The 25,861-nt window shown below is 42.3% G+C and carries 27 protein-coding genes and 1 pseudogene; 12 read left to right on the forward strand and 16 right to left on the reverse strand.

What is annotated here, in order from left to right:
* Window positions 1-212: 212 nt before the first annotated feature.
* The gene (locus RMZ42_RS14335; protein WP_322672066.1) at window positions 213-1,883 is read left to right on the forward strand and encodes a hypothetical protein; all 1,671 of its coding nucleotides are present in this window, start codon (window positions 213-215) and stop codon (window positions 1,881-1,883) included.
* A gap of 363 nt (window positions 1,884-2,246) precedes the next feature.
* On the opposite strand, the gene glsA is transcribed toward RMZ42_RS14335, so the two are convergent.
* From glsA to RMZ42_RS14355, 4 genes are all read right to left on the reverse strand, one after another.
* Window positions 2,247-3,161 carry a glutaminase A gene (gene glsA, locus RMZ42_RS14340; RefSeq protein ID WP_322672014.1) on the reverse strand — a complete coding sequence of 305 codons (915 nt, stop codon included), beginning with the start codon at window positions 3,159-3,161 and terminating at the stop codon, window positions 2,247-2,249.
* A gap of 196 nt (window positions 3,162-3,357) precedes the next feature.
* Window positions 3,358-3,546 (reverse strand): hypothetical protein, encoded by a 189-nt coding sequence (locus RMZ42_RS14345; RefSeq protein ID WP_322672015.1) that lies wholly within the window; start codon window positions 3,544-3,546, stop codon window positions 3,358-3,360.
* Window positions 3,547-3,581: 35 nt separating this feature from the next.
* Complete coding sequence (locus RMZ42_RS14350) at window positions 3,582-3,743, reverse strand: hypothetical protein (RefSeq protein ID WP_322672016.1); 162 nt, start codon at window positions 3,741-3,743, stop codon at window positions 3,582-3,584.
* Between the two features lie 9 nt (window positions 3,744-3,752).
* The gene (locus RMZ42_RS14355; protein WP_322672017.1) at window positions 3,753-3,908 is read right to left on the reverse strand and encodes a hypothetical protein; all 156 of its coding nucleotides are present in this window, start codon (window positions 3,906-3,908) and stop codon (window positions 3,753-3,755) included.
* Between the two features lie 135 nt (window positions 3,909-4,043).
* Here RMZ42_RS14355 and RMZ42_RS14360 point away from each other — a divergent pair, with 135 nt between their 5' ends.
* The 4 genes and pseudogenes from RMZ42_RS14360 to RMZ42_RS14375 all read left to right on the forward strand — a co-directional run bounded on the left by RMZ42_RS14360 (window position 4,044) and on the right by RMZ42_RS14375 (window position 7,851).
* A complete protein-coding gene (locus tag RMZ42_RS14360; protein ID WP_322672018.1) occupies window positions 4,044-5,558 on the forward strand; it encodes a thioredoxin-like domain-containing protein in 1,515 nt (504 codons plus the stop codon).
* Between the two features lie 92 nt (window positions 5,559-5,650).
* Window positions 5,651-6,220 (forward strand): annotated as a pseudogene (locus RMZ42_RS14365) (HAD family hydrolase); the annotation flags it as partial.
* A 120-nt stretch (window positions 6,221-6,340) separates the two neighbouring features.
* Window positions 6,341-6,691, forward strand: coding sequence for a DUF952 domain-containing protein (locus RMZ42_RS14370; protein ID WP_322672067.1), 351 nt, complete (start codon window positions 6,341-6,343; stop codon window positions 6,689-6,691).
* 242 nt (window positions 6,692-6,933) lie between these two features.
* A complete protein-coding gene (locus RMZ42_RS14375; protein WP_322672068.1) occupies window positions 6,934-7,851 on the forward strand; it encodes an RluA family pseudouridine synthase in 918 nt (305 codons plus the stop codon).
* A gap of 175 nt (window positions 7,852-8,026) precedes the next feature.
* On the opposite strand, the gene RMZ42_RS14380 is transcribed toward RMZ42_RS14375, so the two are convergent.
* From RMZ42_RS14380 to RMZ42_RS14390, 3 genes are all read right to left on the reverse strand, one after another.
* The gene (locus tag RMZ42_RS14380) at window positions 8,027-8,794 is read right to left on the reverse strand and encodes a phycobilisome rod-core linker polypeptide (protein WP_322672019.1); all 768 of its coding nucleotides are present in this window, start codon (window positions 8,792-8,794) and stop codon (window positions 8,027-8,029) included.
* Between the two features lie 459 nt (window positions 8,795-9,253).
* On the reverse strand, window positions 9,254-9,796 hold the full coding sequence (locus RMZ42_RS14385) for a hypothetical protein (protein WP_322672020.1): 543 nt from the start codon (window positions 9,794-9,796) through the stop codon (window positions 9,254-9,256).
* Window positions 9,797-10,402: a phycobiliprotein lyase gene (locus tag RMZ42_RS14390; protein ID WP_416211813.1), complete on the reverse strand. Its 606-nt coding sequence runs from the start codon at window positions 10,400-10,402 to the stop codon at window positions 9,797-9,799.
* Between the two features lie 302 nt (window positions 10,403-10,704).
* On the opposite strand from RMZ42_RS14390, the gene RMZ42_RS14395 reads away from it, so the two are divergent.
* The 4 genes from RMZ42_RS14395 to RMZ42_RS14410 all read left to right on the forward strand — a co-directional run bounded on the left by RMZ42_RS14395 (window position 10,705) and on the right by RMZ42_RS14410 (window position 13,081).
* A complete protein-coding gene (locus tag RMZ42_RS14395) occupies window positions 10,705-10,875 on the forward strand; it encodes an NblA/ycf18 family protein (RefSeq protein ID WP_242060871.1) in 171 nt (56 codons plus the stop codon).
* A gap of 278 nt (window positions 10,876-11,153) precedes the next feature.
* Window positions 11,154-11,711: a bleomycin hydrolase gene (locus RMZ42_RS14400; protein ID WP_322672021.1), complete on the forward strand. Its 558-nt coding sequence runs from the start codon at window positions 11,154-11,156 to the stop codon at window positions 11,709-11,711.
* Window positions 11,712-11,789: 78 nt separating this feature from the next.
* Window positions 11,790-12,284 carry a bleomycin hydrolase gene (locus RMZ42_RS14405; protein WP_322672022.1) on the forward strand — a complete coding sequence of 165 codons (495 nt, stop codon included), beginning with the start codon at window positions 11,790-11,792 and terminating at the stop codon, window positions 12,282-12,284.
* A 194-nt stretch (window positions 12,285-12,478) separates the two neighbouring features.
* Entirely contained in the window at window positions 12,479-13,081 is a 603-nt protein-coding gene (locus RMZ42_RS14410; protein WP_322672023.1) for a HEAT repeat domain-containing protein, read from the forward strand.
* Between the two features lie 47 nt (window positions 13,082-13,128).
* Here RMZ42_RS14410 and RMZ42_RS14415 read toward each other — a convergent pair whose 3' ends face one another.
* Together RMZ42_RS14415 and RMZ42_RS14420 are read right to left on the reverse strand one after the other, a co-directional pair.
* Window positions 13,129-14,037 carry a HEAT repeat domain-containing protein gene (locus tag RMZ42_RS14415; RefSeq protein ID WP_322672024.1) on the reverse strand — a complete coding sequence of 303 codons (909 nt, stop codon included), beginning with the start codon at window positions 14,035-14,037 and terminating at the stop codon, window positions 13,129-13,131.
* Between the two features lie 32 nt (window positions 14,038-14,069).
* Complete coding sequence (locus tag RMZ42_RS14420; RefSeq protein WP_322672025.1) at window positions 14,070-14,309, reverse strand: hypothetical protein; 240 nt, start codon at window positions 14,307-14,309, stop codon at window positions 14,070-14,072.
* 286 nt (window positions 14,310-14,595) lie between these two features.
* Between RMZ42_RS14420 and RMZ42_RS14425 the strand changes: the two genes are divergently transcribed.
* Window positions 14,596-15,867, forward strand: a complete 1,272-nt coding sequence (locus tag RMZ42_RS14425; RefSeq protein ID WP_322672026.1) for a HEAT repeat domain-containing protein — start codon at window positions 14,596-14,598, stop codon at window positions 15,865-15,867.
* 32 nt (window positions 15,868-15,899) lie between these two features.
* Here RMZ42_RS14425 and RMZ42_RS14430 read toward each other — a convergent pair whose 3' ends face one another.
* The 4 genes from RMZ42_RS14430 to RMZ42_RS14445 all read right to left on the reverse strand — a co-directional run bounded on the left by RMZ42_RS14430 (window position 15,900) and on the right by RMZ42_RS14445 (window position 20,414).
* Complete coding sequence (locus tag RMZ42_RS14430) at window positions 15,900-16,460, reverse strand: sugar O-acetyltransferase (protein ID WP_322672027.1); 561 nt, start codon at window positions 16,458-16,460, stop codon at window positions 15,900-15,902.
* A 257-nt stretch (window positions 16,461-16,717) separates the two neighbouring features.
* Window positions 16,718-18,160: a glycogen synthase GlgA gene (gene glgA, locus RMZ42_RS14435; RefSeq protein WP_322672028.1), complete on the reverse strand. Its 1,443-nt coding sequence runs from the start codon at window positions 18,158-18,160 to the stop codon at window positions 16,718-16,720.
* A gap of 134 nt (window positions 18,161-18,294) precedes the next feature.
* The gene (gene hemC / locus RMZ42_RS14440) at window positions 18,295-19,266 is read right to left on the reverse strand and encodes a hydroxymethylbilane synthase (RefSeq protein WP_322672029.1); all 972 of its coding nucleotides are present in this window, start codon (window positions 19,264-19,266) and stop codon (window positions 18,295-18,297) included.
* Window positions 19,267-19,676: 410 nt separating this feature from the next.
* Window positions 19,677-20,414: a phycobilisome rod-core linker polypeptide gene (locus RMZ42_RS14445; protein ID WP_322672070.1), complete on the reverse strand. Its 738-nt coding sequence runs from the start codon at window positions 20,412-20,414 to the stop codon at window positions 19,677-19,679.
* A gap of 831 nt (window positions 20,415-21,245) precedes the next feature.
* On the opposite strand from RMZ42_RS14445, the gene RMZ42_RS14450 reads away from it, so the two are divergent.
* Entirely contained in the window at window positions 21,246-22,217 is a 972-nt protein-coding gene (locus RMZ42_RS14450) for a YegS/Rv2252/BmrU family lipid kinase (protein WP_322672030.1), read from the forward strand.
* A gap of 107 nt (window positions 22,218-22,324) precedes the next feature.
* Window positions 22,325-23,890: a metallophosphoesterase gene (locus RMZ42_RS14455; RefSeq protein ID WP_322672031.1), complete on the forward strand. Its 1,566-nt coding sequence runs from the start codon at window positions 22,325-22,327 to the stop codon at window positions 23,888-23,890.
* Between the two features lie 88 nt (window positions 23,891-23,978).
* Here the strand turns inward: RMZ42_RS14455 and RMZ42_RS14460 are convergent, their stop codons facing one another.
* The 3 genes from RMZ42_RS14460 to RMZ42_RS14470 form a co-directional block, all read right to left on the reverse strand.
* Window positions 23,979-24,386, reverse strand: coding sequence for a hypothetical protein (locus RMZ42_RS14460; protein WP_322672032.1), 408 nt, complete (start codon window positions 24,384-24,386; stop codon window positions 23,979-23,981).
* 344 nt (window positions 24,387-24,730) lie between these two features.
* Complete coding sequence (locus RMZ42_RS14465; RefSeq protein ID WP_322672033.1) at window positions 24,731-25,165, reverse strand: CAAD domain-containing protein; 435 nt, start codon at window positions 25,163-25,165, stop codon at window positions 24,731-24,733.
* Window positions 25,166-25,349: 184 nt separating this feature from the next.
* Entirely contained in the window at window positions 25,350-25,811 is a 462-nt protein-coding gene (locus RMZ42_RS14470; RefSeq protein ID WP_292741746.1) for a BON domain-containing protein, read from the reverse strand.
* Window positions 25,812-25,861: the final 50 nt, after the last annotated feature.

Below are 25,861 nucleotides of genomic sequence, written 5' to 3' on the forward strand. Positions count from 1 at the left end.
TTTACTGCGATTACTCATGAACATTTATGTCATATTTCAATTTTTGCAAGTAAAACGTTGTAAAGAATATGACTTATTTTAAAATTTCATGAGATACAAAGGAAAACTTATGGGATGTGAGGCAGATTTCACCTTTTGGGCTATAGTTCCAGATGGACAGTTTGAGCCAAAATAATCTGTCAATTGTTGAAGACTATCACTGGGTGCAACGCATGAACTCGTGGCAGAAAAGGGTGTTAGAGAAGCTCCTCCCTCAGAGGTTTCCGATTCTCAGGTGGGTAATGATATTAGTGCTGGTATTAAGCTTGACCAGTTGCGGCGAGAAAGCCGACAGCCAGGAAGTATCTACTGGTTATAAAGAAAACTCCCCCAAGATTTCTCAAATTTCAAAGCAATTTTCGGAAGTTTCCCCTCCATCTGTTATTCAAGAACTGCGTCCAACTTTGGAAGTTTATCAGCCCCAAGTAACAATTGTTACTCCAAAATTTGATGAAGTTCTTCAAGACAATAAAGTTACAGCCAGTTTTCAGGTTAAGGATCTACCGATATTTAAAGACCCACAATTACAATTGGGGCCACATTTACACGTAATTCTGGATAATCAACCTTATATACCTGTTTACGACCTGAATCAGCCCTTAGTTTTGCCAGACTTGTCTCCAGGTAGTCATACCTTGCGTGTCTTTGCCTCTCGTCCCTGGCATGAAAGCTTTAAGAATGAAGGCGCTTATGCCCAAACAACATTTCACGTCTTCACTAAAACCGACGACAACACCCCAGATCCTAAATTACCCCTGCTAACTTATAGTCGTCCTCAAAGTAGCTACGGGGCAGAACCAATCTTACTGGACTTTTACTTAACTAACGCTCCTCTGCACCTTGTTGGTAAGGAAAACCCCAACGACGAGTTCAGTGATTGGCGCATCCGCTCCACTATTAATGGTGAAAGCTTTATTTTCGATCGCTGGCAGGCAGTTTATCTTAAAGGCTTCCGTCCAGGGAAAAACTGGATAAAGCTAGAATTTCTCGATAATCAGGGAAATGCTGTCAAAAATGCTTTCAATACCACAGTTAGATTGATTGACTACCAGCCAAAGGGTAAAGACACTTTGTCGAGAATTGTCAGAGGAGAACTCACAGCAGATGAGGTGCGCCCTATTGTAGACCCGAATTATAAACTTGCACCTAAACCCACACCCACACCTTCTGTAGAAAAAACACCCCCAACACAGCCTAAGGTAGAAAAACAGCCGCTTCCAGAAACTGAAATTCTAGAACAATCCAAAATACAGCCAGAACAACCAAAATTAGAAGTTCCCACAGCTACACCAACTCCCAGCTTGTCCCCAACACCACCAGAAATTATTGAGTCTCCTATACCAGAACCACAGCCAGAGGTAATACCAACTCCCGAATCAACACCGTTACCTGAAAAAGTAACGCCTCAGCCAACAAAACCTAGATTTGGTGGATTTTTTAATCGTGGGGCTGGTAAAGTTCCTACCCCAGAAGCACCAGTTGCACCATCTCCTAGTTTGCCACCCACACTGCCAGAGATTATTGAGTCTCCGACACCAGAAATTATTACGCCAACACCAGAATCACAGCCGGAGGTAATACCAACTCCCGAATCAACGCCGTTACCCGAAAAAGTTACGCCTCAGCCAACAAAATCTAGATTTGGCGGATTTTTCAACCGTCGAACGACCAAGACACCTACTCCCCAAGTAACAGTTGCCCCATCTCCTAGTTTGCCACCAACGCTGCCAGAGATTATTGAGTCTCCAGCACCCGAAATTATTACGCCAACACTAGAACCACAGGCAGAGGTAACGCCAACACCTTCTGCTGAATTACCCGAAAAACAAGTGCAACAGCCATAAAAAACAAGATTTAGTTATACCTTGAAGGCTGGTAGAGGCAGCAGAGAAGTGAAATAAATCACTTTTCTTCTGCGTCATCGGACTCAGAAATATGTGTTAGAAAATTTCCAAATTTTTGCTTTTACTGAATAACTGGGAATTCTAAGTAAGTATTGACTCTTATTTTACTTAGGATTAATCTGGCTTTCCAGATTCAAGATGCAAATTTTCCATCAGTTTCCGGTGATATCGCCGTCGTACAATTGAGCCGAAAAGGGTGGTTCTCAAAAATATACCAAGCTTTTTTGACGAGTCGAACCATTACCCATCCTGTCGAAGTGCTGACAAGAATTTATCATTTCTCTGCCTATTCAAAAACAGGATTTAGCCAAAAATACTCAGCTGCAACTCTTGTGCTAAAGCCTCAACAAAAGCAAGACCCGCTACCGGATTTCCTACACCATCCAAAGCTGGACTATAACAAGCGATCGCTCCCTCACCTGGTACTATTGCTACAAGCCCACCACCAATTCCTGATTTCATTGGTAAACCAATTCTGACTGCAAACTCGGCAGAAGCTTCATAAAGTCCACAAGTTAACATCACAGCATTGACAATCCGGCGGTTTTGTGCTGATAAATAGCTATTTTCACAAGCTAGCAGTTTTCCTAACAAGGCTAAATCTTCAACTTGCCCAGAAATACAGCATATTTGCTCGTATGTGTCAAGTGCTGTTTCAATATTTTCGAGATGACCAGCTTCGGCGAGATAATTAGCGATCGCTTCATTGGCTGTTGAACGGGTTAATCGCACTGAAGCTAGCATCACCTTATCTAAGCTTAGTTGACAACCTGCTAATTGGTTGAGCCATTGACAAAATAAGAGAGTGCGTTGATTAGCGTTCTGTCCTGGGAACTTCTCAGACAGGGTAATTGCCCCACTATTAATCATCGGGTTGCGGGGATGGGCGCGATCGCTAATTAATTGTTCTAAAGAATTGAAGGGTGCATCTGATGGTTCCACCCCAACCCAGCCAAAAACAGTTTCTGCTCCGAGATGTTCTAGCAGATAAAGTAGAGAAAATGTCTTAATCACACTCATTAGCGGGAACACACAAGCTGTATCCCCAAAGCTGATGGTGTATCCAGATTCACAGCAGATATGAACTGCAAACCAACCAGGATTAGCTAAAGCTAATTGCGGAATGCGATCGATAACTCGTCCCTGTTTAGCCTGGGTTTTAGCTTGTTGTACCCAGACTGACAAATCCTTAGTAGTTAGTTTGTCAAGTCCTTTCAAAGTGTAAATTTTCTAAAAGTTCATTTGTTAAATTGCAACTAACCCTATATTTTGAAGTTAATCAATACTTTGGTGGCGATGGGAACCAAGTTTTTAAGAGATTAAGGGGTCGGGTGCAACGCTAAAAACATTTCTAATTTATGCGGTTCCTGAAAGTTAGAAATTCGTAGTTCTCAAGACTAGCCAGTTTTTAGCTTTAAACTTGTTGGCGTTTTAACTCTTGTATTAATACTTGGCAGCGCTTACTGGCTTCTCTTGCCTGTTGCCTAAACTGTTTAGCTTGCTCTTGGTTAGTTAAATATACTTCAGATGCTTTTTGCCTGAGTTCAACAGCTTGTTTACTGAGTTCTTGAATACGAGTCTTTAATTCTTCAATTGTTTTCATCTTTGCTCCTGTTCTGAAATCACAATTTCCAAATTTTAGGCTTCTTCATAAAGTATATCTGCTCTACTAGCCAGCAAGCTAGCATCATCAAAATCATTGTTTGCTATTGCTCTGTCAGGAGCGAGGTACAACTCATCAATGATTTTTTGTAATTGTGCGTAAGCTTGGAATAATACATTGCGGGTTTCTGACTTCATATTTACTGTTTAAATATCTAATTCTCCTGTAATTAAACTTAAATTTGGTTTTGTGTAAGCTTCTAGTAAGTAGATATAAATATAAAATAGTTCGTCATTGCGTTCGCCTTTGGTGTTCCCGAAGGGTACGAAGTGAAGCAATCGCAAAGACTGAGATTGCTTCACTTCGTTTCGCTCGCAATGACATCTTACATTTAATTGTGTCTACTTACTTAGCAACACACGGTAATATATCATTATTTTTCATCGGCCTATTTCAGAAAATTAGTATAAATATCCTCTAAGAACAAAGTGTACTTTATGATTCCCCGTGTCAGAGCGCCCGAATTACCGCAAAATTACTCTTGGCTCAACACCGATAAACCTTTGTCTCTTAAACAATTTAAGGGTAGAGTCATAATTTTAGATTTTTGGACATACTGCTGTATCAATTGTCTGCATATTTTGCCAAACCTGAAATATTTAGAACAAAAATATAAAATTAGTCTTACCGTTATTGGCGTACATTCTGCCAAATTTGACAACGAAAAGGAAACAGAAAATATTCGCCAAGCTATCCTGCGCTACGACATTGAACATCCTGTTGTAGTTGATAGAGGTTTTCGGATTTGGGAAGAGTATGCTGTGCGTGCTTGGCCTACGTTAATAATTATCGATCCAGAAGGTTACGCGATCGCCCAGATTTCTGGTGAAGGAAATCGTGACACTTTAGATGAGTTGATTCAAAAGTTAATTCAGCAACACCAAGACAAAGGCACAATTAATTTCCAAGAAATCAGCTTAACTTTAGAAAAACAGCGCCAACCATTAATCACACCTTTAGCTTTTCCTGGGAAAGTTCTAGCTACTCAAATGGGTTTATTCATTGCTGATTCTGGACATCATCGCCTAGTTATGAGTAGTTTCGACGGAGAAATTCTACATTTAATTGGTACTGGAAAATCTGGGTTAACCGATGGTTCGTTTAGCGAAGCACAATTTTTTGCACCACAAGGAATGGCTTATGATGCCGAAAATCAGATTCTTTATGTTGCTGATACAGAAAATCATGCGCTGCGGCGAGTTGATTTCAAGCACCAAATCGTTGAAACTATTGCGGGAACTGGCGAACAAAGCCGTAATATCAATCCTCATGGCGGTGCTGGTTTAGAAACCGCGCTAAATTCTCCTTGGGATTTAGTGAAAGTAGGAAATACTCTATTTATTGCAATGGCTGGGCCGCATCAAATTTGGCAAATGGACTTAGAAACTGGCATCATTAAAACTTATGCTGGTACTGGTGCAGAAGCGTGTATTGATGGTTCACTTACTGAATCTGCTTTTGCTCAACCTAGCGGTATTACTAATAATGAGCAAGAATTATATATTGCTGACAGTGAAGTTAGTTCAATTCGTGGTGTGGGAATTGTCGAACTGTATCAAGTAAGAACTGTTTGCGGTAGTGGGGGTTTGTTCGGTTTTGGCGATGTAGATGGACAAGGTGAAGATGTCCGTTTACAACACTGTTTAGGAGTGGAATACGCGCAGAATTTTTTGTGGGTGGCAGATACTTATAACCATAAACTTAAATTAGTTAGCCCTAATGGGAATTGTCAAACAGTTTTGGGAGATGGTACTGCTGGTTTACAAGATGGTCAAGGTAAGAACACTCGGTTTTTTGAACCTTCGGGATTGAGTGCTATAAATTCATATCTATATATTGCTGATACAAATAACCACGCCATCCGCCGCGTAGATTTGAATACTTTTGAAGTAATAACGCTTAAATTTCCGGGTTTATGCGCACCGGATATTTGTATTCCGCCTAATTTATAGAAGAATTATCTTCCTTAAAGGCAGAAATCAAAAATTTGTATTTTGTCGTCTGGGTATGAAATTTTAAAGAATAATATTTAGCGATCGCTAGTATGAAATTAGTCGTTTTTGATATTGATGGTACACTAACCAATACCAACAAAATTGATGAAAATTGTTTTGTACGTGCTTTTGCTTTGGAATTTGGCATTTCTGGTATAAATACGAATTGGGCTGAATACGCATACACGACGGATTCTGGAATTACCCAACAAATTTTCAAAGAAAAATTAGAACGTCTTCCTTCAGATGAAGAGATAGTTAGACTCAAAACACGTTTTGTTAGCCTACTCCAGGAAGCGTTTATTAACAAGCAAGATTTATTCAGCGAAATTCCTGGTTCTGCAAACGTATTAGTTAAATTACAGCTAGACCCTGATTGGTGTGTTGCGATCGCAACTGGTGGTTGGTGTGAATCTGCCAAATTAAAACTTCAAAAAGCTAATTTACAAATAGAAAGTATTCCATTGGCTTCAGCTAATGATGCACTTTCACGAGAAGATATTATTAAGACAGCTATTATCAAAGCGAAGAATGTTTATCAAATTGAAAAATTTCATAAAGTTGTTTTTGTAGGTGATGGTGTTTGGGATGTCAAAGCAGCCTATCGATTGAATATTGCTTTTATTGGAGTAGCTGATACTAAATTAAAAAATATAGGTGCTAGCAAAGTAATTAAAGACTTTACAAATTTAGAAGATTTCCTGAAAATATTACAATATGCAGTAATTCCTAGATTTTCTATGAACACTATTCTCCACATTACCAAACGCCAACAATGGGAACAAGCAAAAAATATCGGTAGATATCGCGCTGATTCTTTAGACAGTGAAGGTTTTATACATTGTTCAAAGTCCACGCAAATACTCAAGGTTGCAAAGAGATTTTTTGATAATCAAAAAGAATTGGTACTACTGTTTATTGATTCTGATAAAGTCCAAGCTGAAATTCGCTATGAACCTGCTGAAATAGGAGAATTATTTCCTCACATTTATGGTGAGTTAAATATTGATGCTGTGTATCAAGTGATTGACTTTAAAGCTGGGAAAGATGGTTTATTTGAGTTGCCGCAAGAAGTTATAGATTTAGAATAACTAATTAGCTTGTCTGCGACACGCTACGCGAACGGCAAGGATGCAGAAGAAGAAAGACGAGAAGCCATTTAAAGCATTCCGCGCTTTACTTAAAGAAGGGGAATTAATAATCTAGAGCAATTGTGACCGAATTTAATTTACAAATCCAAGAAAATAGCGATCGCTTTGCCAACACCAAGGGCGATCGCTTGTCAACTCCACATGAAGATGCTACACCTAGCTTGCTTCCCCTTAAGAGTACGATACACTGCGTCAACACCAAAAGCGATCGCCTTGACCGTTACCTTTCCCAAGAATTACCAGACTTATCCCGTTCCCGCATCCAACAGTTAATCGAACAGGGTAATGTCCAACTTAACGATCGAGTTTGCACATCCAAGAAGATCAATGTCAAGGTAGGCGATCGCATCACTCTTGAAATACCAGAAGTTCAACCTTTAGAACTGCAAGCCGAAGACATCCCTTTAGATATCCTTTATGAAGACGACCAGTTACTTATTCTTAATAAACCCGCAGGTTTGGTTGTCCATCCTGCGCCCGGTCATCCAGATGGTACTTTAGTAAATGCCCTATTGGCTCACTGTCCCAATTTACCAGGAATTGGCGGAGTCCAACGTCCAGGAATTGTCCATCGATTGGATAAGGATACTACGGGTGCGATCGCGATCGCTAAAACAGATATTGCCCATCATCATCTACAAGCACAACTGAAAGCAAAAACTGCACGACGAGAATACTTGGGCATAGTTTACGGTGCGCCAAAAACTGAAAGTGGCACTATCGACTTGCCAATTGGTCGTCATCCCCAAGACCGCAAAAAAATGGCTGTTATGCCTGTCGAACAAGGCGGACGAGTCGCCGTCACTCACTGGAAAATATTAGAACGCCTTGGTAACTTCACTTTAATTCACTTTCAATTAGAAACTGGACGCACCCATCAAATTCGCGTCCACAGCAGCAAAATCGGTCATCCCATTGTCGGCGACCCAGTTTATAGTTCTGGTCATTCAGTGGGTGTAAATTTACCTGGTCAAGCACTACACGCTTGGCGACTCAAATTGCAGCATCCCTTATCTGAGGAGTTGATTGAGGTGACAGCGACTCCTCCCGCCCACTTCACAAAACTTTTAGAGATGCTAAAAAGACGAACTACACTTTAACGCCCAATGCCCAATGCCCAATGCCCAATCCCCATTAACAACTAGCGTGCATTAGACATGGGATAGAGTTTGTTTCACTTAGTTATATCTAAATAAAACTCCTACATAACCCAAGACTTATGCACGCTATAAAACGATCGAATGGATGTACTAGCCAGCCACCGACCACAAATCGTTATTTAATTCCTGACAGTTGCCGATAAGGTACAGACTTTTCGATATCAATATTGTATGGCGAGATCCGTTGTGGAGCATTGCCAGTTGCATTGATACTTTGTGCCAAACCCAAGAATAAAGCTGGATCGCCAGCCTTGGGCTTTTGCTCTTGTGGGAGGAATCTGCGTACTTCGACCTGCCAAATGATTTGGGGGAAACCCAGTTTGGCACGGTGATAATCTTCGTATCGTGGAGATTTGATGTTGAATGGCAACTCACCCTCAGATTGGGATGGGAGTATCCGACGGCGCTGATAAGGCACTGTGGAGTATCCAAAATTGCTCAGGTACTCTTCAGTATTGAGCACTTCATCAATAAAGCCTACAATACCCTTGGTAGCGACTACAATTGACCAGGCGATTTTTTCCCGCTCGTTGTATGGATCGCGTCCTAGAACCCGCTGAATTACTTGCTCAACAAAACGATAGTTATTGTTGAGGTCGTAGAAGCTTTTCTTAAAGGTATTGGAAAGCACCAACCCACGAATAAAGTCCCGTACTGTAATTTGTCCATTACGGAGTTGAGACTCTAAATATGTTTCGCGATCGGCAGCAAAGGCATAAAAGAAAATTTGACGATATGCTGCTTCTATCAGATCGCCTAAATCTGACGGAGAAAGTATATTGTCAGTAGTGAAAATCCTGGGTTGTTCATCACCAGGTACTTCATACGCAGCTACACGCTGGTTTTGACTTGAAGGGCTATATTCTAACAGAGGAAGTGGCACTCTAAAGCCTCCATGTTCTTAATTAAAGTTAACAACTTTTAATCACATATTAAGGGAGTAGTTGTATCAGAACTTCAGATTCTGATAAAATTTCACGAAACTTAACTAAGGGAAATTTAAGTATTCGTAGTATAAATGATTAGTTTGCTGGATTCAACCCATAGCTAATCAAGAAAAATAGGTAATCAGACTTCCAGCTTAATGACTACGTAAATGACTAAAAAATTTTATTCACATATTTTAGATTAGGAGATTCAGTTTCACCTTTTTGAACTGAAGCAATAATTTTTAACATTTAGCAAAAGAAATTAATAGGATATAGGAGATTGGGCATTGGGCATGGGGCATTGGGAATGGGGCATTGGGCGTTAGGAGTGCTGAGTTAGGAGTTAAGAGTTTTGTTTATCTCCTTGTCCCCTTGTCCCCTCATCTCCCCTGCCCCCTGCCTCCCTCGGCGACTCAGCGACCTATCCAAAATTCCAGGGGATCTATGGTTGATTTACAGTAAGGCCAGCTACGCAAAGTTGCTTCCATTCCTGCCTCCCAGTAGGGTGGTTCCAATCCCAGTCCTAAGCATAAATGAGATAGGATGCTAGCAAACTGCTCGTTGTGACCAAACTCTCCTAGATGGGCATGGGCGTATTCATGGACGACTACACCAAACCAGTCTTTAGGTGCAACTCGACCAACATCTACCAGAATAGTGATTGGGTTTGTGAGAATGTTGCACAGTCCATCTATGCCAAAAGATTGAGCTATGGGGACTGCAAAAATTTGGATGTGGCGACGCTCTTGGGGATGAAAACACTGATGACAAACTTCTAGATAGGTGTTGATCTGAGCGTTCACAGCGTTAATATTTTCACCGATCCAAGTGCAAATGGGAATGCGATCGCGCAGGTTATCAAACACATTCACCATACCCGGTTCTAGGGCAAGCCCCTGTACCAGACGCAGATAATCTTGCCCACGAGTAAAAGCATCGCTCTGCTTAAGAATCATTCACCAGCCCAAAACTGAATAAAACTGTCTTTTTTCCAAAATATCTGCTCCTTGTCTTTCTGTTACTTCTTCTGAGCTAGAAGCCTCAACAGAATCAATGCGGCTTTCGGAACAAAACGATGCGGTGCTAAAGCCGCCAAACCTTTTGACTGTACTGGTTCTTAGTCGCATATTTGGGCTGGCGAACCAGAATCGCTCAATGGAACTCATTGTTTCATATTCGGTTGTCAATACTAGTCCATCTTCATCATCCATGTGAAAAAGACCAACTACAGGCACTATTTCCGCATAACCTCTTTCACGGAGTAATTTGCCTTGCCTTGGATTATCGCCATCAGGCACGATCGCAAATATGGTTTTCCCCTGATGATTCTCCTCATCCTCTCGATCCCAGGCCATTGTCCCTAGCCAACGCACACGCGAACCACCGACACAAAGGCTGGGGTCAATCTCATGATAGCGGCACAATTCAATGATTTCGGGATGATTAGCATCGAGAGTTTCTACCTGTATATCCGATTCTCCTATCTCTGAGCGTTTGAACGCCAGATGATGAGTTGCACGTTGCGATCGCCACTTACCAGCACTTAGCTGAAAAAATTCCATTGCGTCTATCAATCTTCTGACTCCTACTTATTACTCCTGCGGATGATGTTTTACGAGGTCTTTGTTTTTAGAGTAGTTGGTATATAAACATTCTAAACATTACAGCGATTAGTGGTCAGCTTCAATAAACACCCTAGAAAGGGAGGGACAAATATGTTGTCATGTAATTGTAAACTTTTATGACTCTGATTTCTTATAGCTTGACAATGTAGACATTTTAATATCCAAGTGCTAAACTAGTAGAAAGCGATCGTCTTCCACTAACAACAAATACTTTTCGATTCAATCAATCACAGGAGTGAATGATGGACTTTCCAGTCGAATTAACTTTAGAGCAACAGTTTCGCTTACAAAATTTGAAAGATCAGGTAAAAAATTTGAGTCAACAAGAGGCTCAAGAATTTTTACTAGAAGTTTTACGGCAGATGATGGTGAAAGATAATTTGGTCAAACATTTGTTAAAACAAGCTTGATCGACTAAAAAACAAAATTTTTTCCTTAAGACTTACGCAATGGGAGAGTTCCATCAAAATGCGTAAGTCTTAATTTTTTTGCTCAATTTCGGCTAAAACTTGATTTCTCGATCGGGAAAGCAAATTCCAGGTAAATATTACAGATTATTACTTTCTCTCTCATAGTAAAGACTAGGGTACTATCGATCCCCTATGTTTTTGTTTGGCTACTCGCAGTTAACCTGCTTGAAAACACGCCAAAAATAATATCCGCCATTTGTGAATATTAAGGAGAACTCATGGTTCTTGATGCTTTTTCCAGAGCTGTAATTTCAGCTGATGCTAAAACCGCTCCTATCGGTGGTGCTGACTTAGCAGCCCTTAAGTCTTTCATCGCTGAAGGCAACAAGCGCCTTGATGCAGTGAATGCGATCGCCAGCAACGCTAGCTGTGCGGTTTCTGATGCCATTGCTGGGATTGCTTGTGAAAACACAGGTTTGATTCAATCTGGTGGTAACTTGTACCCCACTCGTCGGATGGCTGCTTGCTTGCGCGATGCTGAAATCGTTCTGCGCTATGTAACTTATGCATTGTTGGCTGGTGATTCTTCCGTATTGGACGATCGCGCTTTGAACGGTCTGAAAGAAACTTACACAGCTTTGGGCGTACCCACTGGATCTTCTGTACGGGCTTTCCAAATCCTGAAAGCGATCAGCGTTGCTCACATCACCAACACCAACACTGAAGCTAACGCTGGCAAAAGATTCCGCAAACAAGAAGTTGTTCAAGGCGACTGCTCTGCTCTAGCTGCTGAAGCTGCTAGCTATTTCGATCGCGTTATTTCTGCTCTGAGCTAATCGCTCATGGTTAAAGGCTATTAGCCAAGCAAACTGAAATTAAAACTCGATCAAATCTAATCTGGAGTATAAAAAGCAATGAAATCAGTTATCACTACAGTTATTGGATCTGCTGATGCAGCAGGTCGTTTTCCAACCACCTCCGATCTAGAATCCGTTCAAGGTAGTATTCAACGTGCTAATGCTCGTTTAGAAGCTGCTGAAAAGCTAGCTTCTGGTATCGATGCTGTAGCTAAGGAAGGTTATGATGCTGCATTCAAGAAATATCCTTTCCTGAGCCAAGAAGGTGAAGCTGGCGACACTCAAGTTAAGAAAGACAAGTGCCTGCGCGACATCAAGCACTACCTACGCTTGATCAACTACAGCTTAGTTGTGGGCGGTACTGGCCCTCTGGATGAGTGGGGTATTGCAGGTGCTCGCGAAGTTTATCGCTCTTTGAATCTGCCCACCGCTCCCTACGTTACCGCATTGACTTATACTCGCGATCGCGCTTGCGCTCCTCGCGACTTGTCTCCTCAAGCGTTGGTTGAGTTCCGCAATCTCCTCGACTACGTAATCAACTCCCTTTCATAGTCATAGGGATTGACTAGACGTAGACGAGCGATCGTCATACTCTAAAACTTAGGGACTCTCAGTCTGTTGCTTTGCCTGTATCAGGTTGGGTGATTGACCAAGAGTCCCTCTGTTGTTAATAATTCGTAATTTGTAATTCGTAATTCGTAATTAATGATTGAACTTGGGGGATTTAAACAGGGAAATTTTCTTTTATGACAATAGATTCTCTATTTGCACAATTAAAACATCCCAATCCCAATTTGCGGGAACGAGCTATGTGGGAACTGGCTGATGTCCGTGATGAAAATACCATTCCTCGGCTGATGGGTATTTTAGATGAAGAAGATGTCACCTATCGTCGAGCTGCGGTAAAAGCACTGGGTGCTATTGGGACAGATGCTGTTCCGCTACTGGTAGAGTCATTAGTAAATAGTGATAATGCAACCATTCGGGGTAGTTGTGCTAAAGCCCTAGCACAGGTTGCTGCTAATCATCCCGATGTTCCCTTCCCGAATGAGGGCTTACAGGGATTGCAAACAGCGCTTAATGACCCAAATCCAGTTGTTTATATTGCATCCGTAATGGCACTGGGTGAGATTGGATCTCCTGCCTTTGAGATTTTGACTGAAGCTTTGAAAACAATAGATAATGTGGCGGTAGCTGTGGCGATCGTCAATGCACTCGGTTCGATGGGCGATATCCGTGGGGTGGAAGTGCTGACGGCATTGACAAATGATGAATCTGTCGATCCGTATGTTCGAGAGTCAGCAGTGAGCGCTTTGCCCCGATTAGATCAAGTGATTAAATATAACTGAGAGTAGCGATCGCTAATTATGCGCTCAAATGGAAAATGTCCATCGCCTTATTCCCAAGCTTCCTCTTCTAACTGCCTCTCAATTTGAGAAATTGCCAACTTCATCACCGCCTGAACCCCCGCTTCTTCTTCCTCAGTTAATGCAGCTTGCAGGGGTTCTAAAGCAGCACCATCGCCAATTTTCATCAATGCCAGAGCTGCTGCTTTTCGGGTTTCCCAATCGGGATGATGTAGTAATTCAACAAGGCTAGGAATTGCGGAACGATAAGTCAGGCTACCCAAAGCTGCTGCGGCTTCACACCTGACAATTTCAGATGGATCGTTGAGGGCGTTCATTAAAATATTAAATGCTCCTTCTTGAGTGCCTTCTTGAGCAATTTTAGCGATCGCACCCACCACCGCAGCCCGAACTTCAGCGGAGTCGGAGTTAATCTCTCGATATAAATGCTCCTTCGCCTCTGCACCAATAAATCCTAACGCCCATACGGCATGACCTTTGGCACTTTCTGGATACTCGGTTGACGCTAAGATTTTCAGCAATGCTGGTACAGCTGCCTCACCTATTTTGGCAAGCCCCCCCACCGACGAGGTTTTGACCACCATATCTTCATCATTTAACAGGGCATTGACCAAAGTCGGAACTGCGATCGGGTCAGCAATCAGTGTCAAGGTTTTAGCGCTGGCTCTCCGCACAACTGGGTTGGGATGATTTGCCACAGCTTCCATCAATAAAGGGGTCGCTGGTTTGCCGATTTTACCCAAAGCCTCTGCAAAACTCAACCTAACCATGCCTCGTGAGTCTCCCATACTCTCAACCATCCGCTTTACTAGCTCTTGGTCATCCGAGTTGAAGGTGTTTAAGCTTAATTGCTCACTCACTACTGCAAATAAAGCGTCAGTTTCTGCATGGGACAGATTTAACGAATCTGTCCCGGATTGAGTTTCGGAGTTGAGCATATAATCTCTAGCTAAATTATCAAGACAAATGACTAGTTGCTGCCATTCAGCGCAGCTTGCTGATTACGGAGTTCCTGGAGGGCAGAATCAATCTTGGCAAGCTCAGGCTCCAGGTTTGCCATAACGCTTACTTTCTTCAACTTAGCCCGTTTTGCCGTTTCCGTAGTTTCTTGAACTAGACGTTCCCGATATTGCTCAAGTTCTGCAATCACTTCTGCTACATCTTGAGCGGTTACGTTATCGGTTGTTGTGAGTTCTGAAGTTTCATCCATAAGTTTTGTTTCCTAAATATGTGTTTATATGAATGATGTGCGATGGTGTTCCCAAAAATGTTTGTATTTGGTTATTCGTTAAAGAGAGACAACTAACTAATAGCTGACAAATGTATATGTTTCGATCTTCTCAGATCGCGTTACCACTGGTAAAGCTTTTTGATGTAAATCTTCAAAAGTCTAACTCAACTACATTATTTTCTAATGCCCAATAACTAGTACCCAGTCCCTAGTACGATAGTAAAAGTGACTTCAAAGCAATTATCCAAGAGCAATTTACAGATCAATGGATAAACGTTTTTTTAAAATGTTTGGCTTAACAGAAGAAGAAGCGATCGCAATTATCGATACACCATTAGAACAACTCGAAGACGCTTCTGATAAGTATATTGCTGTTTCCCATTTAATTAACTTCCCGACTGAGCAATCGATCGCGGCTTTGGTGCGGGCGATTGAAAACAGTAACCCTGATGAGTTAGACCACCGCATTGTCCGACGCAAAGCTGTGGAAAGTCTGGGGCGATTGCAGGCACAATCAGCTTTACCTGTAATTAGGCAATGTCTTAAAGATGATGATATTTATACTGTTGAAAATACCGTATGGGCGATCGGAGAAATCGGGACTAAAGATCCAGAAATTCTCGAAGAGGTGGCGCAACTCCTGGATAAACCAGGTCAAATCTATCGAGTCATTATTCACACTTTAGCTAACGCTGACTATCAACCGTCCCTTGAACGTGTACGAAAATTTACTTTATCTGAGGATGAACCTACTCGTAGTGCGGCGATCGCTACAGTTTGTCGATTCACGGGTGACTACTCCCAAATTACTGAGGTAATGGCGCTACTGCAAAGTTCTAGCGTCAATGCACGACGCGGTTGCATTCAAGATTTGATTGATTCTTGCTACTACAAAGCCATCCCAGAAATCGCTCGTTGTCCAGTATCTCTGGTATTCCGGTTACGAGCATTGCGGATGCTTTTGGATGCAGGCGTTCCCAGTGGTGAAATTACCTTTACAGAAATTCAACCTTACTTAGAGCAAGTACTCTACGATCGTCCCAACGACCTCGATCTAGTACATGAGTATGACGCCACCCCTGTTCTGGATTTTGTGATTAACGAACTTTACGAAACCGATTTTGGACGTTGCTATTTAGCGACAAAAACCTTACTAGATATCTATGCACAAGAAGCACCAGCAGCATTGTTAACAACTTATAGCGACAAAGCATATAACGACTATGGCGCTCATTATCATGTGATGAAACTTTTCGGTTGGCTGAAATATGCTCCCGCCTACGATTTATTAATAGAAAACCTGCACAACCGCGAACCCCAGTTTCAGAAATCTCGTGCTGCGTGTGCGATCGCTCTTGGTGAATTGGGTGATTCACGAGCGATTCCTGAAATCAAAATTTGCTTAAATACGCCGATTTGGGATTTGAAATACGCTTGTTTATTAGCGCTAGACCGCTTAGGAGATTCGTCTGGGCGGGAAATTTGTACTGGCGATCGTGATTGGTTAATTAGGGCGAAAGCAACAAGTCCTCAATAGTTAGAAGTTAGAATTCAAAAGTTATATTGAACCTAGATATCCGTTATTTCCCGGATAACACGGCAGGGGTTGCCAGCAGCTAACACCCCGGCAGGAATGTCGTGGGTGACTACGCTACCCGCGCCGATGACGCACCCCGAACCGATTGTCACGCCCGGACAAATGACAGCCCCGCCGCCAACCCACACGTCAGAGCCGATCTCAACCGACTTGCCGAACTCCTGCTGGCGGCGCAACTTTGCGTTAAGCGGGTGGGTGGCAGTATAAATCTGCACCCCCGGGCCAAACAATGTGTAATCTCCGATTTTGACCTGGCAGACATCGAGTACGACGCAATTGAAGTTGAAAAAGCACTTCATCCCGATCAGTATGTTGAACCCGTAGTCGCAGAAGAATGGCGACTGTATCCACACGTCCTCGCCTCCTGCGCCCAACAGTTCTTGGAGGATGCGCTGACGCTCCTCGTGTTGGGAAAAGCGCATGGCATTGAGGTCTTGACACAAGTCCCGCGCCCGGTCGCGAGCGCGGACTAGTTCAGGGTCAAGCTTGTTATACAGCTCTCCTGCCAACATCTTCTCGCGTTCACTAAGCACAATGACGCCTCTTTACAGCAGATTGCAGGTTCATGAAGTACAATACTAAACCAGATTTCAATTTCAGTAAACCGAAAAGTTTTGCGTTAGCGTACCCCTTTGGGGCAGCGTCTCTTACAGAAGCTCACCGTACCCCTTTGGGGATCTTGCTATGCGTAGCGTCTCGTAGAGAAGGTATCGCCCGAATCCATAACTAGCAAATTGAGTTATTTAAAGTTAGGAGTAGAAACGCACATCTGTACGCCTCTACTGGCGGTTTAGGACTTACTACTGGTGACTGCTTCGTTTAAAACTAACTTTGGTTCTGGTGTCTCCTCTTCTTCTTCTGGCAAACCGAAAATTGACCTGTACAACTTCACGTACTGCTTGGCAGATTGATACCAGCTAAAATCTTGACTCATGCCACGTTGCTGTAGTTCTTGCCATTGCGGTTTGAAACGGAAGCCTTCCCAAGCTCGGATCATAGAGGTGAAAAGGTCTAACGGTTCATAGCGATCGAAGCAATAACCAGTACCAGCAGCATTTTCAGGGTCGTGATGAGTTACAGTGTCAACTAATCCACCTGTGCGACGGACAATCGGCACAGAACCGTAACGCAAAGCCATCATTTGGCTAATACCGCATGGTTCAAAACGGCTAGGCATCAAGAAGGCATCAGTACCAGCGTAGATCCGGCGAGACAAGGCATCGTTATACAGTAAGTAAGTTGCCATGCGTCCGGGGAAGCGAGATGCTAATTGCCACATCTGAGTTTCATAGTAGCGATCGCCTGTCCCCAACAGCACAAACTGGGCATCTGTATAAGATAGAAAGCGATCGAGGATTTGCAATATCAAATCAATCCCTTTTTGTTCCACTAATCGGGTAACAATCCCAATAAAAAAGGCTTTGGAATTGACTTCTAATCCTACTTCTTGTTGCAAAGCAATTTTATTGGCTTTGCGTTTTTCTAAAGTATCAGTAGTAAAGGTTTGCTCAATGTATTTGTCATTTTCTGGGTTATAAACTTCGGTATCAATCCCGTTGATAATTCCAGATAATTTACCGCTAATAAAAGACAGCAAACCTTCTAATGTTTCACCGTAAGTAGCTGTCTTGATTTGATCGGCATAGGTAGGCGAAACTGTATTTACCTTATTGGCAAATTGTACCGCCGCCGCCATGACGTTGTGTCCTTGCATATACCAGGGACACCAAGTAATTTTTTCTAAATACCAACGCCACGGCCCTTGATAAGCCAGATTATGGATGGTAAACACTGTGGTGATATCAGGATCTTGGTGCATCCATACGGGAATCATTCCTGTATGCCAATCGTGACAATGGATAATATCTGGCTTCCAGTAATTCCAGGCGAACTCGGCTGCACCATTAGCAAACAATGTGAACCGCCAATCTTCATCATCTCCAGAATAGATGCGGCGCGGCATGAAGGCCGGATGTCCAAATAAGTACAAGGGAACATCAGTACCAGGCAGAACACTTTCATACACTGCAAAGTGCTGGAACATCGCATCTCCCCACCAAATGGGTTCATAGGGAATTTCCATTTTGTCTGGCAGGAAGCCGTAGTAAGGCAAGAATATCCGCACGTCATGCCCCATTTCTCTCAGGACTTTGGGTAATGCCCCGACAACATCACCCATTCCTCCTACTTTCGCAACTGGTGCTGCCTCTGCTGCAACAAATAGAATCCGCATGGTAATTTTTGCTTCCCTGAGTCAATATTGTCAAATTAACTTTTTGAAATCCCGACCAACGCGACAAGTCGCGTCTGGCACATCAGTGCAACGGCGATCAATTATTATCTAATCACATCGGCTTGCCCAATTGCTTAGGAACCGCGCTGAATCACCGCAAAAATTTCTGATAAAATTTCTTGCGCGCCCTGTTTTCGCAACAGTTCTGCTAGTTCTGTGCCTAGTGCTTCGGCGTTATTGGCAAGTCCGGTGACGGTATCTTTGACAAACTTTTGACCATCTACACTGGCGACTATCCCGGTTAAAGTTAAATTATCACCAGATATTTCTGTATTTACACCGATAGGTACTTGACATCCACCCTCTAGAGAACGGAGAAAAGATCGTTCGGCAAGACAGCGATCGCGTGTTTCGGTATGTTCAATTGCTTTGAGTAGAGATAGCACTTCACTATCATCAGCACGGCATTCTATCCCCAAAGCTCCTTGTCCAACCGCGTGGAGGGAGATTTCTTTGGGGAGAATTTGATGAACGCGATCGCCCATTCCCAATCTTTCTAATCCTGCTGCTGCCAAAATCAAAGCATCGTATTCACCTGCATCCAGTTTTGCCAACCGTGTAATTAAGTTTCCTCGCACATCCTTAAAGGTAAAGTGAGGGAAATGGTGGCGTAACTGTGCTAACCGCCGTAGAGAAGATGTACCAATTACCGCACCTTCTGGCAATGTATCGATTTGTTTATCTTTGTGCTTTTCATGCACCACTAATGCATCTGCTGGGTTTTCTCGTTCAGTAATTGCTGCTAACGTTAACCCTTCTGGTAAGTGAGTCGGCAAATCCTTAAGGGAATGAACTGCAAAGTCAATCTCTTGATCGATCATTCCGAGTTCAAGTTCTTTAGTAAAAAGTCCTTTATCGCCAATCTTAGCTAATGCTACATCCAAGATTTTATCGCCTTGGGTAGACATGGTGTGGACTTCAAAAGTGATATCAGGAAAGCTTTTCTGTAGTTGCTCTTGTACCCAGTAGGTCTGAACCAGAGCAAGTTGGCTTTTACGTGAGCCGATCCGAATAGTGCGTGGGGGACTAGAAACAACTGAAGTCATAAAACAATATATCAAAGGAGGCGATAAATTCACTCTCATCTAGACTACCGTAGTCAGGGACTCATGCGAATTTTGGGTTTTAGATTTTGGATTTTGGATTACAATTCTTTACCAAAAGCTTGTTTGTGGAATCTCAAATATATAGAAGGGGATGGGGAACTTGTACTGAGTTTGTCCTGAGCGTAGCCGTAAAGCCTGCGGCATAGCTACGCTTAGGGCGCAGTCGAAGTATGGGGAATGGGGAAAAGGAATTTTCATTGCTCCTTGTAAGCGGACTTTAGCTAACTATTGAGTCCGTTGTTGAAGGCAGTGTTCTAGTTCAGCGTTGAGTGTTTGTAGCTGTTTGTAAAGTTTTGACTGTTGAATGTAGCGATCGCTCACAATGGCGATCGCTACATCTCAAGTTTCAGCTAGTACCCACCAAATTTTGGGAAATAACCATATGCAGTCAGCAAACTAAACAAGACAATCAGTGCCAGTGTCGAAGCTAATAGCAATAACACCACATCTCTGTCAGAACTGCGTAAGAAGGTTTGTAAATTAAGAGGCTCAACCTGCTTTTTCGTCAAGGTAAGCGGTAATTTATCGCGATAATCTTCGCCATAACGAGCTATTCTGGCAAATGGTAATTCTCCTAAAGAGCGTCCTTGTAAAATCCGTCGCCGTTGATAGGGGACTGTATTGTAACCAAAGTTACTCATATACTCCTCACTATCCACCAAATCGTCGATAAACCTGTGCAGTCCTTTACTAGCTAGCACAATCGACCAGGCTAGTTTTTCGCCTTCATTGTAAACCTCACGACCCAATAAGCGCTGTATGCATATCTGCACAAAGCGGTAATTGTTGTTGCTTTCGTAATTGAGTCGCCGAAATGGATCGGATATTGCTAACCCTCGAATGAAATCCCTAGTTGTAATTTGACCAGTTCTCAGTTGGGATTCTAGACAGATTTGGCGGTTACTATCAAGCATCTGTTGTTCGTGGAAAATCTGGCGATAGGCTGCTTTAATCAAGGCATCCATTTCTAGTGATGATTGCAGATATTCGGTTGTATAAATTTTAGGTTGCTCGTCGCTAAGAATCTCATATCCAGATACACGATGATTTCGAGATGAGGGGAAATAGCTTAACAAAGGAATAGACATATTAGAGCTATAAATTTGCAGGGATTGGGAATTATGTATGAGCCAAAACATTTCTGCTAGCGAGGCGTTGAGTCAGTACCGAGTTCTGAAGATTCCCAACTCAGCATTGCTGAAAGGCATTTAATTTTGCTCTTGTCTCCCTTATCCCCAGTTATTAGCCCTTTGAGTTGTAATTGCCGTAAAATTGATTACTAGTATGCCAAGTTTAAGTTCGTAGTAAGGACTTCAGTCCTTATTTTCTAAGCACTAAAGTGCTTACTACAAACCCTCAAGATTAACTTAGACATTGTACTAGTAGGCTGTAGTGGAATTTTGTCTACCTTTAATAAGTTGCTCAAGCAACTTGTCTGATTAATGGAGATAGTAGCTAAATTTACGCATTGATGAGAGTGCAACTGAAGAGATGCCTAAAGTTTAATTCAATTGCCCTTCGCTACTAAACAGATAAACTTGCGATCGCTAATTTCACTTTGCTGAAACTACGACTCAAGAACAGTAATTTGCTCACTTCCCATAATATAGGAATTTCCTAAAACCTGTCTATATACAATTCTGATGATGGCTTTAAATTTTTCTACCGACTAACCAAATACCTTTCCAGTTGAGTAAGTCTGTTGAAAAAGGCGGCTGAAAATAGGGTTATTTGGGAAGGTTTTAATAACGATTAAAGGTTCTTGCCTTTTCTTGGTGGTATGATGCGATCGCACATCGCGCTGAACTTGGTCAATATCTCTAAAAAACTCAGCCCGAAAAAGGAAGTTGAAAATTTACAGGAATGCTAAGAATAATTTGTTATCTTCATTAGTTATCCAAGCTTAGTTATTATACCTTATGAATCGTTCCGCCTGTTTAATCTTCAATCCTGTTGCGGGTCAAGGCGACCCAGATACAGAGCTAGCAGAAATTCGGGCAATATTAGAGCCAGAGATCGATCTAGATATTTATTTTACAACTGAAGAAATCGATGCTGACCAACTGGCATCTCAAGCTGTAGAGCGAGGAGTAGATGCAATCATTGCTTCCGGGGGAGATGGTACTCTCTCAATAGCGGCGGCGGCGGTAGTGGGAACTGATATCCCCTTTGGGATCATTTCCAGAGGAACAGCCAACGCTTTTGCCACAGCTTTAGGAATTCCTGACACGATCGCAGGTGCGTGTCAGACAATTTTGCAGGGAGCAACCACCCATGTAGACGTAGCCTATTGCAACGATCGCCCAATGGTACTCTTGGCAGGTATTGGCTTTGAAGCTGAAACTGTAGAATTGGCAGATCGAGACGCCAAAAATCGCTTTGGGATGATGGCCTACGTTTTGGCAGGAATCCAGCAATTAAGAAATTTAAAAAACTTTGATGTTGAAATTGAAACTGAAGATAGGATAATTAAAACTAGTGCCAGTGCAGTAACAGTAGCAAATGCCGCGCCTCCCACTTCAGTTTTGGCTCAAGGCCCAGCAGGTCTGGTTTATGATGATGGGTTACTAGATTTAACAATTGTAGCTCCAACTAACAAAGCAGGAGCGATCGCTGCCACGTTTCATCTATTTCAAACGGCTTCCACAGGTAACGCCGTTGAACGAGATGATATAGGTTTCCTGCGAGCCAAACAATTTAAAATTACTACAGAGCCACCACAAAAAGTTGTTCTAGATGGTGAAATAGTAGGCACAACACCTGTAGAAATTAAGTGTGTACCAGCAGGCTTAAGAATTTTCGTGCCATTAGTAGAAGAAGTTGAGCCGACCGAAAAACTAGAGGGACTCCCTAATCTGATTATTGAGATGAAAGATACAGCAGAAGAATGAGGGTATGGGGCATGGGGATTGAATCTTCAATTTTGAATTTTGAATTTTGAATTTTGAATTGATTTCTCCCTGCTCCCCTTCAATTGAAAACTCAGGAGTAGGTTGCATTGAAACTTGTATCCGATCCAACGATCGCTAATAAAATTCGGAAAATGAATCAGCGGGTACGATGGCAAGATCCGTTAATTGTGGAACGGGATATTGACCAAACTCGGCTGGTTTTGGAAGATGGTCAAACAGACAATTCTGAGTTCTCATTTTTAGTTGTCGGTGATAGTGGTTCCGGCAGGCATCGGGGACACAATCCCCAACGACAAGTAGCTGAACTTATGCTGCCCCATCACAACGAATCCCGTTTTATGCTGCATACGGGAGATGTGATTTATTTAGTGGGATCGAGTGAATACTACCAGCAAAACTTCATCCAGCCTTACCGAGAGTTTATCTCCGGCATAGAGCATCGCAAACGGATTGCTTACGACCAGATGGTTTTTAAGCTGCCCATTTTACCAGTGCCGGGAAATCACGATTACTATAACTTGCCGATTTTATTGAGCTTGGCATCCCTAACAACATTACCCATTCGCCAGCTGTTGCGATCGCGGTTAGACCTAGATGTGGGTTTACATGGCTCAAGATGCGGTGACGCTTACGCAAAGGCATTTCTTGACTATCTAAAGGCGTTTCAGCTTCCAGGAGAGTTAGCCAGCCACTTAGATCGGTATTACACAGCCAAGACAGATACAGGTCGTTGTCTTTCCTATCAACCTGGGGAATTTACCCGCCTTCCTAATCGCTATTACACATTTCGTTACGGCGGTATTGATTTCTTTGCTTTGGATTCTAATACCTTTAACGATCCACCACCGCTACCGAAAACAAAAAAAGGTAACGCCGATCGCAAACTCCTAGAAAAACGTCGCGAAGATTTAGAGCAAGAAAAACTGCAAATTATTGAAACCTCAGCCAAACTTCGACCGGAAGACCCCAGTGAAGCCGATCAATTAGACGACTTCCATGCCAAGATGTCACAAATTGAAGAAATTATTGTTGATATCGATAAGCAACTAGCCACTAATAAAACAACGCTGACTGACACTGAACAACTGGATTGGCTCAAGCAAAGATTAATTGAATCTTGGAATAATTCTGAAGTTCGAGGAAGGATAATTTATTTCCATCATCCTCCTTATGTAACTGAGGCGACGAAGTGGCAACAAGCACAAACTCTAATTGTTCGCGATCGCCTGCGTGGGGTACTGGATGCGGTAGCTAAAGAAATCGGTTCTTTAAATCAGGGTCGTCCTTTGGTAGATTTAGTAATAAATGGTCACGCACACTGCCTAGAACACCTAGAAACAATGGATACGGGACACGCTGATTCTCATATCCACTGGATTGTTTGTGGCGGTAGCGGGTTTAGTTTGCGACGCCAGCGAATTGAGGGAGCAGATTTGATGGAGGAGAATAGATTAGTGGCGCGATCGCATCTCTTCATCGGTCGCAACGGTCAAGGTTCTCAGAAGCGACGACCTTATTCAGGTTTACGTATTGATGTTAAAGGCGATAAACAGCCCAAGTTTATTGTCCGTCCTTTGGTTGCCGAATGGTATCAGCAGCAATGGCATAATCGCGAACTTGAGCCGTTGATTATCGAACCACACACAATCTAAAAAAAATTAGAGACGCAATTATTGCGTCTCTAGAAAACACCTATTTAGCCTTCTTACGTGTAATTGCACCCAGCAAAAGAGTTGTTAATTAAATTATTCCTGGGCCTCTACCGCGGCTGTCACCCTTATCTGTCAACTTGCCTTCCTCATCCTGATTAACTTCTCCAAGTTCTTCGATCCGCTGTTGCTTCTCTTCTGCGGCTTGCTGGCGTGCATCACCCGGTTCTTCGTAATACATTTCCGGTTCAATTGCATAGTTATTAGACAAACCTTCATTATCTATGGTATAGCCGTCAGTGGTACGTATACTTTCGGAATCGGTTTGATCGTCAGTAGGTGCTTCTGCTTCCCGTTCTTCCGTGGGAGTTTTTTTGAACTTATCTCCTTCTCTTTCCATTCTAGCGGCGGTTTCAGCAGGGATAATGCCGCGATCGTAATTATTGACTTCCGCTCTATCAGATGAATCTGTATCTCTCTTAACTGCTTCATTAGCCATAATTTATGTCCTCGTTAAAGAATCTATTAAATAACTTCAGAAACTAGATTAGGCTGTTTCTCATCTCCAAGCTACTATCTGGAGAAGTGACTTAAATTTAAAAATAATGTTATATTCTCTATCTTTTGATGTATCTAAAACACTAAGCTTGAGTCCGGTTAAATACTGTGAATTAATATTTCTTGGTAGAACAAGAGTTTTAGTTGAAGCCAACTTAACATAAAAAGGGCAATTAGAAAATGCAACTATACAAGGCTTTACCCAAGTCGGCAGAACCGGACGAGAGTTTGCGTAGCTGCAAATTCTATTTGCCCGTGTAAACTCTTGTTTAATAGACAAAAAATTTACTCGCCCACGAATTGGTTTTTCAGTGATTGAATTTCATCGGCTAATTCTTGGCGAGTTGAAGCCTTCAGTAGATAACGGAAAACAAACCAACTGGTGTAACTAATTCCAACTAACTCAAAAAGTGGTGATAGTAGGGGAATATCATTGATTGCAGCTAGTACCGTCAGTACTACTCTAGCTGTAATAATCGCTGCCAAAATTAAAGCAACGCTTATTAGAGGCTGCTTATAGTCTCGAAAAAAGTCACTTAAGTATTGGGGCAGTTGCTCTAAAAATTGAGAAATTTGTCTGCTAATTTGCTGCCATTGAGATTCAGGTTCGGATGCTGGGGGTAACTTTGGCAAGTTTGCAGTATCAGTACCTTCAAGTGCTAGCGTACCTTGTGATAAGGAAGCATTGATCGATTCACGTTGCTGTTGTTCGGTTTCCATAGTTTTTATGTTTGGTAACTACAAGACTTTGTATAACTGTGAGCATCAAGAAATATAGTTATTAAGGTTGTCAGTTATCAATTATTAGTGGTCAGTTAAGCTTATTACTGACCACTCAGGTTTAGCAGGAGCAGTTAAATCGGTTTATCCTTACCTGCTCGCTTGGGTTTATTAGTTAGTTGCCTTAGTTAGTTACTTTGGCAACAGTTGCTTTCACAACTACACTATTCACACCTTTAATTTCCTTAGCTAATTTTTCAATTTTAGCCAATTCTTGCTGATTAGTGACAGTTCCAGCCACAGTCACAACACCACCATCTGCGGCATTAACTGTTAGTTGACTCTTGGGGATATTAGCCTCTAATTTGGAGCGAACTTCACTTTCTAAGTCAGCTTTAGCTCTTTTTGTATCGCCACCAGTAGTATTATTGCGCTGTTCGCGAGCGCGAATATCCTCATTGAGTTGTCTTCTACGAACTTCACTTTGTGCATCTTTTTGAGAAGCTTCTGTTGTTTTCGCAGTTGGTGTTTGGGGAGCCTCATTAGGATTGTTGGGTGCAGATTCACTTGTTTTAGAAGCGTTATCACAAGCAGCAACACCAAACACTAAAAGGCAACTAATTACGAAAGGGGTTAGCTTTTTCATTGGTTTAATTCTGAATCCGAAAATGAAATCTATTGATCTTTACGGCAAAG

Source organism: Nostoc sp. DedQUE05 (assembly GCF_034530955.1).
In the GTDB taxonomy this organism is placed as follows: Bacteria; Cyanobacteriota; Cyanobacteriia; order Cyanobacteriales; family Nostocaceae; genus Nostoc.